General features: G+C 73.7%; 10 protein-coding genes. 8 read left to right on the forward strand and 2 right to left on the reverse strand.

Annotation, left to right across the window (positions count from 1 at the left end; genetic code table 11):
- The first annotated feature begins 9 nt into the window (after nucleotides 1–9).
- The 5 genes from NL142_RS08150 (at nucleotide 10) to holA (ending at nucleotide 8085) form a co-directional block, all read left to right on the forward strand.
- Entirely contained in the window at nucleotides 10–1482 is a 1473-nt protein-coding gene (locus NL142_RS08150) for an anthranilate synthase component I family protein (RefSeq protein WP_435078702.1), read from the forward strand.
- A gap of 98 nt (nucleotides 1483–1580) precedes the next feature.
- Nucleotides 1581–4136: a leucine--tRNA ligase gene (gene leuS, locus NL142_RS08155; RefSeq protein WP_435078704.1), complete on the forward strand. Its 2556-nt coding sequence runs from the start codon at nucleotides 1581–1583 to the stop codon at nucleotides 4134–4136.
- 148 nt (nucleotides 4137–4284) lie between these two features.
- The gene (locus NL142_RS08160; protein WP_435078706.1) at nucleotides 4285–5217 is read left to right on the forward strand and encodes a ComEA family DNA-binding protein; all 933 of its coding nucleotides are present in this window, start codon (nucleotides 4285–4287) and stop codon (nucleotides 5215–5217) included.
- Nucleotides 5218–5582: 365 nt separating this feature from the next.
- On the forward strand, nucleotides 5583–6971 hold the full coding sequence (locus tag NL142_RS08165; protein WP_435078708.1) for a ComEC/Rec2 family competence protein: 1389 nt from the start codon (nucleotides 5583–5585) through the stop codon (nucleotides 6969–6971).
- An 85-nt stretch (nucleotides 6972–7056) separates the two neighbouring features.
- Nucleotides 7057–8085: a DNA polymerase III subunit delta gene (gene holA / locus NL142_RS08170; protein ID WP_435078710.1), complete on the forward strand. Its 1029-nt coding sequence runs from the start codon at nucleotides 7057–7059 to the stop codon at nucleotides 8083–8085.
- Between the two features lie 101 nt (nucleotides 8086–8186).
- Here holA and rpsT read toward each other — a convergent pair whose 3' ends face one another.
- The gene (gene rpsT / locus NL142_RS08175; protein WP_043587013.1) at nucleotides 8187–8450 is read right to left on the reverse strand and encodes a 30S ribosomal protein S20; all 264 of its coding nucleotides are present in this window, start codon (nucleotides 8448–8450) and stop codon (nucleotides 8187–8189) included.
- A 135-nt stretch (nucleotides 8451–8585) separates the two neighbouring features.
- Nucleotides 8586–9104, reverse strand: coding sequence for an NUDIX hydrolase (locus NL142_RS08180; protein WP_435078713.1), 519 nt, complete (start codon nucleotides 9102–9104; stop codon nucleotides 8586–8588).
- 135 nt (nucleotides 9105–9239) lie between these two features.
- Between NL142_RS08180 and NL142_RS08185 the strand changes: the two genes are divergently transcribed.
- From NL142_RS08185 to lepA, 3 genes are all read left to right on the forward strand, one after another.
- Nucleotides 9240–10499: an amidohydrolase gene (locus NL142_RS08185; protein ID WP_435078715.1), complete on the forward strand. Its 1260-nt coding sequence runs from the start codon at nucleotides 9240–9242 to the stop codon at nucleotides 10497–10499.
- Nucleotides 10496–11473 (forward strand): epimerase, encoded by a 978-nt coding sequence (locus NL142_RS08190; protein WP_435078717.1) that lies wholly within the window; start codon nucleotides 10496–10498, stop codon nucleotides 11471–11473. Before NL142_RS08185 ends, NL142_RS08190 begins: the two co-directional genes overlap by 4 nt.
- Nucleotides 11474–11585: 112 nt before the next feature.
- The gene (gene lepA / locus NL142_RS08195; protein ID WP_086505868.1) at nucleotides 11586–13433 is read left to right on the forward strand and encodes a translation elongation factor 4; all 1848 of its coding nucleotides are present in this window, start codon (nucleotides 11586–11588) and stop codon (nucleotides 13431–13433) included.
- Nucleotides 13434–13436: the final 3 nt, after the last annotated feature.

A 13436-nucleotide genomic window follows, 5' to 3' on the forward strand; every position in this document is an offset into this window, starting at 1 on the left:
AGGCCGAGCATGCACGAGGGCGACGCGCGCGCCGCCGCGGAGGTCGTCGGCCGCCGGCTGGGCCGCTGGCACGACCCGGAGGCGGTGTTCCTGGCGCTCTTCGCCGCGGAGTCCGCCGGCGACGTCGCCTGGCTCGACGACTCGGCGGGGGAGGGGTGGAGCTACCTCGCGGCGTCCGCCGACACCGTGACGGCGTGGCCGCGGGGCGTGTTCGCGGGGTTGGCGGAGCTGCTGCCTGCGTCGGCGCCCGAGGTGTGGCCCGCCGGATCCGCCGCGCCCGATGCCGACCCTCTGCCGGACGGCCTCGCCTTCCGACTGGGGCTCGTCGGCTGGATCCCGCACGACGCCTGGACCGAGACCGTCCCGCTCCACCACGCGCCGCCGAGCGCGCCCGCGGACGCCACGGGCCCCGTCCCGGCCGCCGCCCTCCGCGTCGACCGCCTCCTCGCCTTCGACCACGCCGCGGGCGAGGTGTGGGCCGTCGCACGAGCGGGGGATCCGTGGCCGCTCTTCGTCGAGGAGGAGCTGGACCGCGCGGACCCCGCCGGCGCCCGTCCCGTCGCGCGCGCCCCGGAGGACGCCGCCGCCGCGCCCCCCGTCTGGCAGCACGACGACGCGGCCTACCTCGACCTCATCCGCTCCTGCCAGGAGTCCATCCGCCGCGGCGACGCCTACCAGCTCTGCCTCACGAACAGCGCGGCCGTGCCGGGGCACGTCGACCCCGTCCGCGTGCACCTGGCGCTGCGTGCGCTCAGCCCCACCCACCACGGCGCGTTCCTCCGCGCGGGCGGCACGGTGCTCGTCAGCGCGTCGCCCGAGCGGTTCGTCGAGGTCGACGCGCGCGGCACCCTGCGCACGCTGCCCATCAAGGGCACCAGGCCCCGCCACGCGGATCCCGCCGCGGACGCCCGGGCGCGCGCCGAGCTCCTGGCGAGCGACAAGGAACGCGCCGAGAACGTCATGATCGTCGACCTCATGCGCAACGACCTCAGCCGCGTGTGCGTGCTGGGGTCCGTGCGCGTCACGAGCCTGTTCGCCGTCGAGGCCTACGCCCAGGTCCACCAGCTCGTGAGCCGCGTCGAGGGGGAGCTCGCCCCGGGCGTGTCGGCCGTCGACGCGGTGCGGGCCCTGTTCCCCGCCGGATCCATGACGGGCGCCCCCAAGTCCGCGGCCGTCGGCATCCTCCAGGCGCTCGAGGGCGGCCCGCGCGGCGTCTACGCGGGCGCGTTCGGCTGGTTCGGCGACGACGGGCGCGTCGACCTCGCCATGGTGATCCGCTCGGTCGTCGTCACGGGCGGCCGCGCGACGGTCGGCGCCGGCGGCGGGATCACGGCGCTGTCCGTCCCCGAGGAGGAGCTCGAGGAGGTGCGCGTGAAGGCCGCGCCACTCCTCGCCGCCGTCCGGGCCGGACGCGTGCCGCCACCCGACGACGCCGACGCCGCACCGCGTCCGGCCCTCCCCAGGGCGCCGGAGCCGGCCTGATCCGCGCCCCTCCCACCGGTTCGGGAGGGGCCGCGCGCGTTCACTAGTCTTGTCGAGGCCTTCACGGCCGCGACCCCCGCATCGAATCGAGAGCGCCCTTGGCACACGAGACCCCCGACACCCCCGGCGAGACCTACGACTTCCGCGCCATCGAGGCCGAGTGGTCGGAGGTGTGGGAGCGCGAGCAGCCGTTCCGCACGCCGGACGCGAGCGACACCCGCCCCCGCAAGTACATCCTCGACATGTTCCCGTACCCCTCGGGCGACCTGCACATGGGTCACGCGGAGGCGTTCGCGCTCGGCGACGCGGTCGCGCGCTACTGGCGCCAGCAGGGCTTCAACGTCCTCCACCCCATCGGCTGGGACTCCTTCGGCCTGCCCGCGGAGAACGCGGCCATCAAGCGCGGGGTCGACCCGCGCGAGTGGACCTACGCGAACATCGAGACGCAGAAGCAGTCGATGAAGCGCTACGGCCTGTCCTTCGACTGGGAGCGCGAGCTGCACACGAGCGACCCGGAGTACTACCGGTGGAACCAGTGGCTGTTCCTGAAGATGCACGAGAAGGGCCTCGCCTACCGCAAGGACAGCTGGGTCAACTGGGACCCGGTGGACCAGACGGTGCTCGCCAACGAGCAGGTCCTGCCGGACGGCACGTCCGACCGCTCGGGCGCCGTGGTCGTCAAGAAGAAGCTCACGCAGTGGTACCTGCGCATCACCGACTACGCCGACCGCCTCGTCGACGACCTCAACCAGCTCGAGGGCACGTGGCCGGCGAAGGTCATCAGCATGCAGCGCAACTGGATCGGACGGTCCATCGGCGCGGAGGTCGACTTCGTCGTCGAGGGTCGGGACGAGCCCGTCACGGTCTTCACCACGCGTCCGGACACGCTGCACGGCGCCACCTTCATGGTCGTCGCGCCCGACAGCGACCTGGCGGCGGAGCTCGTCGAGGGCGCCTCGGACGAGGTCCGCGAGCAGTTCCGCGGCTACCTGGAGCGCACGCAGCGCCTCAACGAGATCGAGCGCTCCACGACCGACCGTCCGAAGACCGGCATCCCGCTCGGCCGCACTGCGATCAACCCGGTCAACGGCGAGCGGATCCCCGTCTGGGCCGCCGACTACGTGCTCGCCGACTACGGCACGGGCGCCGTCATGGCCGTCCCCGCGCACGACCAGCGCGACCTCGACTTCGCGCGCGCCTTCGACCTGCCGGTGCGCGTCGTCGTCGACACCACGCAGCCCGTCACGGGCGCCATCCGCATCATCCCGGAGGACGGCGAGCTGCCCGACCTCGAGGAGGTGCTGCCCGGCCGCACGGGCGTGGCGCTGCCCGGCGAGGGCCGCCTCATCAACTCCGGGTCGCTGAACGGCCTGAGCAAGCAGCCCGCCATCAAGCGCGTCATCGAGCAGCTGGAGGCGGAGGGCCGCGGCCGCGCGGCGAAGAACTACCGCCTGCGCGACTGGCTCATCTCGCGCCAGCGGTTCTGGGGCACGCCCATCCCGATCGTCTACGACGCCGAGGGGAACGAGATCCGCGTCCCCGAGGACCAGCTGCCCGTCCGGCTGCCCGACACCGAGGGGCTCGACCTCACGCCGAAGGGCAAGTCGCCGCTGGCGGCCGCAACGGAGTGGACGAACGTGCCGAGCCCCGTCGACGGCAGCCCGGCCACGCGCGACCCCGACACCATGGACACCTTCATGGACAGCTCCTGGTACTGGCTGCGCTTCCTGTCCCCGAACGACGCCACGAAGGCGTTCGACCCGGCCGACGCCGACCGCTGGGCGCCCATCGACCAGTACGTGGGCGGCGTGGAGCACGCGATCCTGCACCTGCTGTACTCCCGCTTCATCACCAAGGTCCTGTTCGACCTCGGCTACGTCACCTTCACCGAGCCGTTCAGCGCGCTGCTCAACCAGGGCATGGTGCTCTCCGGCGGCAGCAAGATGTCGAAGAGCAAGGGCGGCGTCGACCTGGGCTCCGAGATGGACCGCCACGGCGTCGACGCCATCCGCCTCACGATGGCGTTCGCCGGTCCGCCCGAGGACGACATCGACTGGGAGGACGTCTCCCCGTCCGGCTCCGCGAAGTTCCTGGCGCGCGCCTGGCGCCTCACGGGCGACATCACGAGCGCGCCGGAGATCGAGTGGAAGACGGGCGACGAGGCTCTCCGCCGCGTCACGCACCGCTTCCTCGCCGAGGCGCCCGGCATGCTCGAGGCGTTCAAGTTCAACGTCGTCATCGCCCGCACCATGGAGCTCGTCAACGCCATCCGCAAGACCATCGACCAGGGTGCAGGCGGCGGCGACGCGGCCGTGCGCGAGGCGACGGAGGTCGTCGCCATCGCGCTCAGCCTGTTCGCGCCGTACACGGCGGAGGAGATGTGGAGGCGCCTCGGCCGTGAGGGGTCCGTGGCGTTCGCCGGCTGGCGCAAGGCCGAGCGCAACCTGCTCGTTCAGAGCACCGTCACGGCCGTGGTGCAGGTCGACGGCAAGGTGCGCGACAAGCTCGAGGTCGACGCGAAGATCGGGGCGGACGAGCTCGAGGCGCTCGCGCGCGAGACCGCGGGCGTCAAGCGGTCCACCGCGGGTCGCACGATCGACAAGGTCATCGTCCGCGCGCCCAAGATCGTGAGCATCACCACCACCGCTCCCTGAGGGACGGCCCGCGACCCGACGTCGCGGTGAGGCGAGGGCGGTCCGGCGACGGGCCGCCCTCGCTCCATCCCAGGGCGGATCCACGACGGCGATCCCCAGACCCGGACCCGCAGGCCGGACGCCCTCGGGCACCGCCTACCGTGCCCGCATGCGCCCCCTCCGCCGCCCCCATCCCGGACCCGATGCCGCCGAGCACCGGGAACCCACGGGGTGGACGGACGACGGGTGGGAACCCGACGCCGAGTGGCCCTCGGACGCCGTGCCCCCATCACGAGCGGACGGTGACGCCGACCCGGCAGACGACGGCGTCCCTGGCCGCTCCGCACCCGACGAGGTGCATCCGCTGCTCGGTCAGCGGGTGCGCATCCGGCTCCGCGTCGGCATCGGGGCCGCGGTCGTGCTGGTCGGCGCGGCGCTCGTGGTGACGATCCTCGTCACCGCCGTCCAGTCGGCCGGCGTCGCCTCCCCGACTGCGGTCCCCGCGGCGCGCCCGAGCTCGTCGGCGCACACGAGCGCAGGCGCTGGCGCATCCGACGGATCCGGGGACGGCGACGCGAGCGTGGAGACGGGCGCCGGGGACGCGTCCGACGCGAGCGACGCGGACGGCGGGACCGGCGGATCCGCCCACGGCGCGCGCACGCCCATCTACGTGCACGTGGTCGGCGCGGTCGTCTCCCCGGGGCTGTACCCCCTGTCCCCGGGCAGCCGCGTCGTCGACGCCCTCGCCGCCGCGCACGGCTTCGCCGACGGAGCGGACACCGCGGGCGTCAACCTCGCGCGCGTCCTCTCCGACGGGGAGCAGCTCGTCGTCCCGCGCCAGGGGGAGGCCCCCGCCGTGCCCGCGACGTCGGGCGCTCCCGGAGCCGCAGGCGGGTCCGCGAGCCCGTCGACACCGGTGGACCTCAACACGGCGACGGCGGAGCAGCTGGAGACGCTCCCGCGCGTCGGCCCGTCCCTGGCCGCGCGGATCATCGCCTGGCGCACCGCGCACGGTCGCTTCGCGCACGTCGCCGACCTCGGTAGGGTCCCGGGCATCGGCGATCGCACGCTCGCGTCGCTCACCCCGCTGGTGCGGGTGTGATGCCGAGGTCGGGTGCCGGCCGCGGCTCGCGCGGGCCGGCGCGAGGGCGGTGGGGCGCGGCCGCGGCGCACGTCGACCTCCGACTCGCGATCCCCGCGGCCGCCGGCTGGACGACCACGGCGGCAGCCATCGGCATCCGCGGTGCGGCCGCACCGACGGCCGTCGCCGCCGCGACGGCGGCGGTGGTGTGCGCCGGGATCGCCGTCGGGTCGGCCGTGCGCGCGAGGGCGCGTGCGACTCCGACGGGATCCCGGGACGCCGGGGCGTGCGTCCCACGCCGTCGACGGGCTCGCCGAGCGGACGCGCCTGCGGCCCGGTTCCGCCGCGCCGCCGCCGCGCTGGCGGTCGCCGCAGGGGTCACGGCGATGCTCCTCGCCGCCGCCGCCGCCCACGAGCCGTCGCGGCACCCGGAGGTCCTCGAGGCCGCCGCGCACGCGGACGGCATGGTGGTCGCGGACGCCGTCGTCGACGAGCCTCCCGCCCCGGTCGCCTCGCACTCCGGGAGCGGACCGGGCCTCGCCGATCGGGTGCGGATCGTCGCGCACCTCACCGCCATCCACGTCGGCCGCGATGCGGGCGGACGGACGGTCGACGCCACGCTGCGGCTGCCGGCCACAGTGCCCGTCGTCGTCTTCGCCACGGGCGCCGACGAACGGCACGACGGATCCGCGCACGCTCGCCCGGGGGTCGGCACCCTCCTGCGCGTGAGCGCCGCCGTCCGCGCCGCGGATCCGGGCGATCGCGCCGCCTACCTCCTCGTCGCCCGCGGGGCGCCCGAGATCGCGGGCGGGCCCGCCGGCCCGCTCGGGTTCGCCGACGCCCTCCGCGCGCGCCTCGCCGACGCCGCCGCCGACCTCCGCGGACCGGGGGCCGAGCTGCTGCCCGGGCTCGCGATCGGGGACGTGTCGGCGGTGACGCCCGCCCTCGCGCAGACCATGAAGGACAGCTCGCTCACGCACCTCACGGCCGTCTCCGGTGCGAACTGCGCGGTCATCGTGGGACTCGTGCTCGCGCTGGCCTCCGCCGTCGGGCTGCGGCGACCGGCGCGAGCGGTCGCGGCGCTGGCCGCCCTCGGCGCGTTCGTGATCCTGGTCACGCCGCAGCCCAGCGTGCTGCGCGCCGCCGTCATGGCCGCCGTGCTCATCGTCTCCACCGCATCCGGTCGGCCCTCCCGCGGCCTGCCCGCCCTCGCGGTGGCCGTGGTCGTCCTGCTCACGGGCGATCCCTGGCTGGCACGCGACCTCGGCTTCGCCCTCAGCGTGCTGGCGACGGCCGGGCTCCTCGTCCTGGCGCCCCCGCTCGCGGACCGCATGTCACGCCGCATGCCGCGTCGCCTGGCCGAGGCGCTCGCGATCCCCGTCGCCGCGCAGGTCGCGTGCCAGCCGGTGCTCCTCGTGCTGCAACCCGGCCTGCCCGTGCACGGTGTGCTCGCGAACGTGCTCGCCGAGCCCGCCGCCGCGCCCGCCACCATCGGCGGGCTCGTCGCCTGCGTCGTCCTGCCGCTCTGGCCGGCGGCGGGCGGTCTCGTGCTGCGGCTGGCCTGGCTGCCCGCGTCGTGGATCGCCGCGGTCGCCTCCGTGATGTCCCGTCTCCCCGCGGGCCGCGTGCCCTGGGCGGCCGGGCCCGCGGGCGTCATCGCGCTCACGGTCGCGATCGCCCTGGTGATCGCGGTGGTGGCGCTCGGTCGTCCGGCCTCCCCGCCGCCGCACGCAGCGGCCGTCCCCGGGCCGGGGGATGTCCCACCCGACGGCTAACCTGGATCCGCCCGACCGTCGGCCCACCCGGCTACGGGCATCCGCACCCCGGGCACCCGCACCCGCACCCTCCGGAAGGACCCGCATGGCCACCAGGACGTCCCGCAGCACGGCGGCGAAGCCCTCCGCGGCCATCCCGCAGCTCTCCTGGGACGCGGTGCGGCCGGCGCCCGTCGTCCTCGTGTCCGGCACCGAGGCCCTCCTCGCCGACCGGGCGATGCGACGCCTCCGCGACATCCTCACGGCGGAGGATCCCCGCATCGAGGTCTCCGACATCGAGGCCGACTCCTACGCGCCCGGCGAGCTCATCACGCTCGCGAGCCCGTCCCTGTTCGCGGAGCCGCGGCTCATCCGGGTCGTCAACGTGGAGAAGTGCTCGGACCAGTTCCTGCTCGACGCGGTGGCGTACCTCGACCAGCCCGCCGACGATACCTACGTGGTGCTCCGGCACGCCGGGGGAGTGCGCGGCAAGAAGCTGCTCGACGCCGTGCGCTCGGGCACCGGCGGCGGCATCGAGGTCGTCTGCGCGGAGCTCAAGAAGGACAGCGAGAAGCACGACTTCGCCGTGGCCGAGTTCCGGGCCGCGAAGCGCTCGATCACGCCCGGCGCGGTGCGGCAGCTCGTGGCCGCGTTCCAGGACGACGTGAGCGAGCTGGCGTCGGCCTGCCAGCAGCTCATCTCGGACACCGCGCACGAGATCACCGAGGTCACGGTCGACCAGTACTACGGCGGTCGGGTCGAGATCAACGCATTCGCGGTCGCGGACTCGGCCATCGCCGGCCGCGGCGGCGAGGCGCTCGTCCTGCTCCGCCATGCGCTCACCTCGGGCGCGGACCCCGTGCCGCTCATCGCCGCCTTCGCGATGAAGATCCGCACGATGGCCAAGGTCTCGGGCGTCTCGGGCGCGTCGGGCCAGCTGGCATCGAAGCTCGGCATGGCACCGTGGCAGGTCGACCGCGCCCGCCGCGACCTGCAGCTCTGGGACGACGCGGGTCTCGGCCGGGCCATCGAGGCCCTCGCCGAGGCGGACGCGCAGGTCAAGGGCGGCGGACGCGATCCCGTCTACTCGCTGGAGCGCATGGTGCGCACCGTCGCCTCGCGCGGTCGCGACTGACGGCGGCCGGGCCGCCGGGCGGCTCACCCGTCGGATCCACCTCCGGACATGACGACGGGCCCCGCGCGATGCGCGGAGCCCGTCGTTCACACCAGGGGAGGTCAGCCGATCTTGGCGACCTGCTTGGCGATCGCGCCCTTGCGGTTCGCGGCCTGGTTCTTGTGGATGACGCCCTTGCTGGCGGCCTTGTCGAGCTTCTTGCCGGCGAGGCTGACGGCCTTGACGGCCGCGTCCTTGTCGCCCGCGGAGACGGCGGTCTTGACGGAGCGGATGGCCGTCTTCAGCTCGCTCTTGACGGCCTTGTTGCGCTCCTGGGCCTTCTTGTTGGTGCCGATGCGCTTGATCTGCGACTTGATGTTTGCCACGTGTTATGTCTTCCGTTCGAGTTGTCGTCGTATGAGTTGCCGCTCAGCGAGAGAGGGCGCCTGCGGCGATACCGCGTGATCGGGGAGGATCACACGCAAGCCAACAGGCGACGATACCAGGTCGCGGCCGGGAAATCAGGCCGCGGGGCCGCGCGCGTCGCGGGCGAGCCGGGGGACGTCGTCGCCGGGGCGCACGAACCGGGTCTCGGGCGCGTCGTCGACCGCGTGCCGGATCCGCCCGAGGAAGTCGGCGGGCATCTCCGGCAGCGCGTCCACCGGCCACCAGGCGACCTCGAGCGACTCGTCGTCGTTGACGCGCGCCTCGCCCGAGACGTAGCGGCACCGGAACGTGAGGTCGAGGTAGCTGGCGCGGTCGCCGTTCGGGTAGGTGATCTCGTCCGTCGTCCCGACGGCGACCAGCCGCTCGACCTCCACGGTCACGCCGGTCTCCTCCTCGGCCTCGCGCCAGGCGCCGACGGCGGGCTCCTCCCCGGGCTCGAGGATCCCCGAGACGGGCGCCCACGCGCCGGTGTCGCCGCGGCGGACGAGGAGGACCCGGGGGCCGTCGAGGATCACCGCGGTCACGCCCGAGAGCCACAGGGGAGCGGTGCCGACCCGCTCGCGGAGGGAGACGATGAAGTCGGGGATGCCCATCCCGCGAGCGTACCGACACCCCGCGGCGCCACGATCCGCCCGCGGAGGCGCCACGACCTGACCGCGGAGGCGTCGACGGGCCCGCGGACACGCCGCCCCGCCGGCAGAGACCGGCCCGCGTCCTAGGCTCGGACCATGCCCCTCTCCGACAGCACCGCTCCCGTCCGCGCGTCCGCATCCTCCGTCACCGCCATCGTCGGCGGCCACGTCGTCCCCGTCGACGGCGCCCCGATCGCGGGCGGCACCGTCCTCCTCCGCGACGGCCTCGTCGCCGCGGTCGGCCAGGCCGGCGACGTCGAGGTGCCCGAGGGCGCGACCGTCATCGACGCGAGCGGCCGCTGGGTCCTGCCGGGCTTCGTCGAGGCGCACGGCCACGTCGGCATCCACGAGGAGGCCAACGGCCCCGCGGGCAACGACACCAACGAGATGACCGACCCCGACATGAGCTCGGTGCGCGCCATCGACGCGATCGACATCGACGACGAGGGGTTCCGCGACGCGCTGAAGGGCGGCGTCACGACCATCGTCGTCAAGCCCGGCTCGGGCAACCCGATCGGCGGCCAGTCCGTCGCCATCAAGTCGTGGGGCGGCCGCACGATCGACGAGCAGCTCGTCAGCGACTCCGTGAGCGTCAAGAGCGCCCTCGGCGAGAACCCGAAGCGCGTCTACGGCGCCAAGGACCGTACGCCGTCGACGCGCCTGGGCGTGGCCATGGTGATCCGCCGGGCCTTCCGCGACGCCGAGGACTACCGCGCCGCCCGCGACCACGCCGCGGAGGAGGGCAAGCCGTTCTCCCGCGACCTCGGCAAGGAGACGCTCGTGCGCGTGCTCGACGGCGAGCTCGCCTGGGACCAGCACACCCACCGCCACGACGACATCGCCACCGCGATCCGCCTCGCCGACGAGTTCGGCTACCGCCTCGTCGTCAACCACGGCACCGAGGGCGACAAGATCGCGGACGTCCTCGCCGAGCGCGGCATCCCCGTGATCTTCGGCCCCATGATCACCTCGCGCTCCAAGGTCGAGCTCCGGGACCGCGCCGTCGCGAACCTGGCCGCCCTGCACCGCGCCGGCGTCCTCGTCGCGATCACGACCGACGCGCCCGTCGTCCCCATCGACTTCCTGGTGCACCAGGCCTCCTTCGCCGTGAAGGACGGGCTGCCGGCCGACGTCGCGATCCGCGCCATCACGGCGAACCCCGCCGCGATCCTCCGCCTCGACCACCGCGTCGGCGCGCTCACGCCGGGCCTCGACGCCGACGTCGTGATCTGGTCGGGCGACCCGCTCGACGTCCAGTCCCGCGCCGAGCACGTCATCATCGGCGGCAGCACGGTCTACACCTGGGCCGACGGCCAGGGCACGACGGTCGAGCGCCGCGCGCGCTTCGGCGCATGAGCGACGCACCGGGGTCGACCGCCCCGCGCACCGCGGTCGTCGCGGGCGCGTCCGGCTTCATCGGGCAGGTTCTCGTGCGCGAGCTGGCCGACGAGGGCTACCTGGTCCGCACCATCGGCCGCTCCGGCGCCGACGCGCGCTGGGGCGATGCCGAGGGGATCCGCCGGCTCCTCGACGGCGCCGACCTCCTGGTGAACCTCGCGGGCAAGAGCGTGAACTGCCGCTACGGCGTGGCGAACCGCCGGGAGATCCTGCGCTCGCGCGTGGAGACGACGGCCGAGCTCGCCCGCGCCGTCGCGGACAGCGCGCGGCCCGTGCCGGTCTGGATCAACGCCTCCACCGCCACCGTCTACCGGCACGCGACCGACCACCCGCAGACGGAGTCGACCGGCGAGCTCGGCGACGACTTCTCGCCGTCCGTCGGCCGCGCCTGGGAGCGCGCGTTCTTCGCGCCCGACCTGCCGTCCACGCGACGCGTCGCGCTGCGGATCGCGATCGTGCTCGGCCGAGACGGCGCCCTGCAGCCGCTCCTCGGCCTCGCGCGCTTCGGCCTCGGCGGACCGCAGCTCGACGGGCGGTTCCCCGGTCGGCCGTCCAGGATCCGGGCCGGTGCGCACCACGTGTACCAGCCGACCCACGGCCGCCAGGTCTTCAGCTGGCTGCACATCGACGACCTGGTCGGCATCATCCGCTTCGTGCGCGACACCCCGACGCTCGAGGGTCCGGTCAACGCGTCGAGCCCCGCGCCCGTCACCAACCGCCGCCTGATGAAGGTCCTCCGCCACGCCGTCGGCATGCCCGTCGGCCTCGCCGCGAACCGGTGGATGCTCGAGGTCGGCATGTGGCTGTTCCGCACGGAGCCGGAGCTCGTCCTCAAGAGCCGCTGGGTCGTGCCGGAGACGCTCGAGGCCGCGGGCTACCGCTTCCGGTGGCCCGAGCTCGACGCGGCCGTCGCCGACATCGTGCGCCGCTGACCGCGCCGCGGCGCGCGACCGCGGGGCAGGTCGCTCGGCGCGACGACGGCTCGGCGGGCGTGCCATGGGATGATCGTGGTTCCGCTCCACCGACAAGACCCGTAAGGAACGCGTGAGCCCCCTAGCTTCGAAGGCCCTCCGGCCCGCCGCGACCGACCCCGCGTCCATCCGCAACTTCTGCATCATCGCCCACATCGACCACGGCAAGTCCACGCTGGCCGACCGCATGCTGCAGATGACGGGCGTCGTCGACTCGCGCTCCATGCGCGCCCAGTACCTCGACCGCATGGACATCGAGCGCGAGCGCGGAATCACGATCAAGAGCCAGGCCGTCCGCATGCCCTGGGAGCTCGACGGCCAGACGTACGCGCTCAACATGATCGACACCCCGGGCCACGTCGACTTCTCGTACGAGGTCTCCCGCTCGCTCGCCGCGTGCGAGGGCGCCATCCTCCTGGTCGACGCGGCGCAGGGCATCGAGGCGCAGACGCTCGCGAACCTCTACCTCGCGCTCGAGAACGACCTCACGATCATCCCGGTGCTCAACAAGATCGACCTCCCCGCGGCGGATCCGGACAAGTACGCCGCCGAGCTCGCCTCGCTCATCGGCGGCGACCCGTCCGACGTGCTGCGCGTCTCCGGCAAGACGGGCGCCGGCGTCGAGGACCTGTTGGACCGCGTCTCGCGCACCATCCCCGCGCCCGTCGGCGACCCCGACGCCGCCGCGCGCGCCATGATCTTCGACTCGGTCTACGACGCCTACCGCGGCGTCGTCACCTACGTCCGCATGATCGACGGCAAGCTCAGCCCGCGCGAGAAGATCTCGATGATGTCGACGCGCGCCACCCACGAGATCCTCGAGATCGGCGTCAGCTCGCCCGAGCCCACGCCCTCCGACGGCCTCGGCGTCGGCGAGGTCGGCTACCTCATCACGGGCGTGAAGGACGTGCGCCAGTCGAAGGTCGGCGACACGGTCACGACGGCCGCGCGCCCCGCGACGGAGGCGCTGCCGGGCTACACCGAGCCGCTGCCGATGGTGTTCTCCGGGCTCTACCCGATCGACGGATCCGACTACCCCGACCTCCGCGACGCCCTCGACAAGCTCAAGCTCTCCGACGCCGCGCTCGTCTACGAGCCCGAGACCTCCGTCGCGCTCGGCTTCGGCTTCCGCTGCGGCTTCCTCGGCCTCCTGCACCTCGAGATCATCACCGAGCGCCTGTCGCGCGAGTTCGGCCTCGACCTCATCACGACCGCGCCCAGCGTTATCTACGAGGTCACGAGCGAGGACAAGAAGACGGTCACCGTCACCAACCCGAGCGAGTTCCCGGGCGGCAAGATCGTGAGCGTCTCCGAGCCCGTCGTGAAGGCCGCGATCCTCGCGCCCAAGGACTACGTCGGCACGATCATGGAGCTGTGCCAGTCGCGCCGCGGGATCCTGCTCGGCATGGAGTACCTCGGCGAGGACCGGGTGGAGATCCGCTACACGATGCCGCTCGGCGAGATCGTGTTCGACTTCTTCGACAACCTCAAGAGCAAGACCGCCGGCTACGCATCGCTCGACTACGAGCCCGCGGGCTCGCAGGACTCCGACCTCGTCAAGGTCGACATCCTGCTGCAGGGCGAGCAGGTCGACGCGTTCAGCGCCATCGTGCACCGCGACAAGGCGTACGCGTACGGCGTGCTGATGACCGGCCGCCTCCGCGAGCTCATCCCGCGCCAGCAGTTCGAGGTGCCGATCCAGGCCGCCATCGGCGCGCGGATCATCGCCCGCGAGTCCATCCGCGCCATGCGGAAGGACGTGCTCGCCAAGTGCTACGGCGGCGACATCACCCGCAAGCGCAAGCTGCTCGAGAAGCAGAAGGAGGGAAAGAAGCGCATGAAGATGGTCGGCCGCGTCGAGGTCCCCCAGGAGGCGTTCATCGCCGCGCTCTCGGGCGACACGGAGAAGAAGGCCAAGTAGCCG

This window comes from Clavibacter quasicaliforniensis (assembly GCF_051201715.1).
In the GTDB taxonomy this organism is placed as follows: domain Bacteria; phylum Actinomycetota; class Actinomycetes; order Actinomycetales; family Microbacteriaceae; genus Clavibacter; species Clavibacter seminis.

What these genes read in the sequence shown, in the direction of transcription:
- NL142_RS08150 (WP_435078702.1), top strand. Translation starts at nt 10, where the DNA reads ATGCACGAGGGCGACGCGCGCGCCGCCGCGGAGGTCGTCGGCCGCCGG.
- NL142_RS08160 (WP_435078706.1), top strand. Translation starts at nt 4,285, where the DNA reads ATGCGCCCCCTCCGCCGCCCCCATCCCGGACCCGATGCCGCCGAGCAC.
- NL142_RS08165 (WP_435078708.1), top strand. Translation starts at nt 5,583, where the DNA reads ATGCTCCTCGCCGCCGCCGCCGCCCACGAGCCGTCGCGGCACCCGGAG.
- holA (WP_435078710.1), top strand. Translation starts at nt 7,057, where the DNA reads ATGGCCACCAGGACGTCCCGCAGCACGGCGGCGAAGCCCTCCGCGGCC.
- NL142_RS08180 (WP_435078713.1), bottom strand. Translation starts at nt 9,104, where the DNA reads ATGGGCATCCCCGACTTCATCGTCTCCCTCCGCGAGCGGGTCGGCACC.
- NL142_RS08185 (WP_435078715.1), top strand. Translation starts at nt 9,240, where the DNA reads ATGCCCCTCTCCGACAGCACCGCTCCCGTCCGCGCGTCCGCATCCTCC.
- NL142_RS08190 (WP_435078717.1), top strand. Translation starts at nt 10,496, where the DNA reads ATGAGCGACGCACCGGGGTCGACCGCCCCGCGCACCGCGGTCGTCGCG.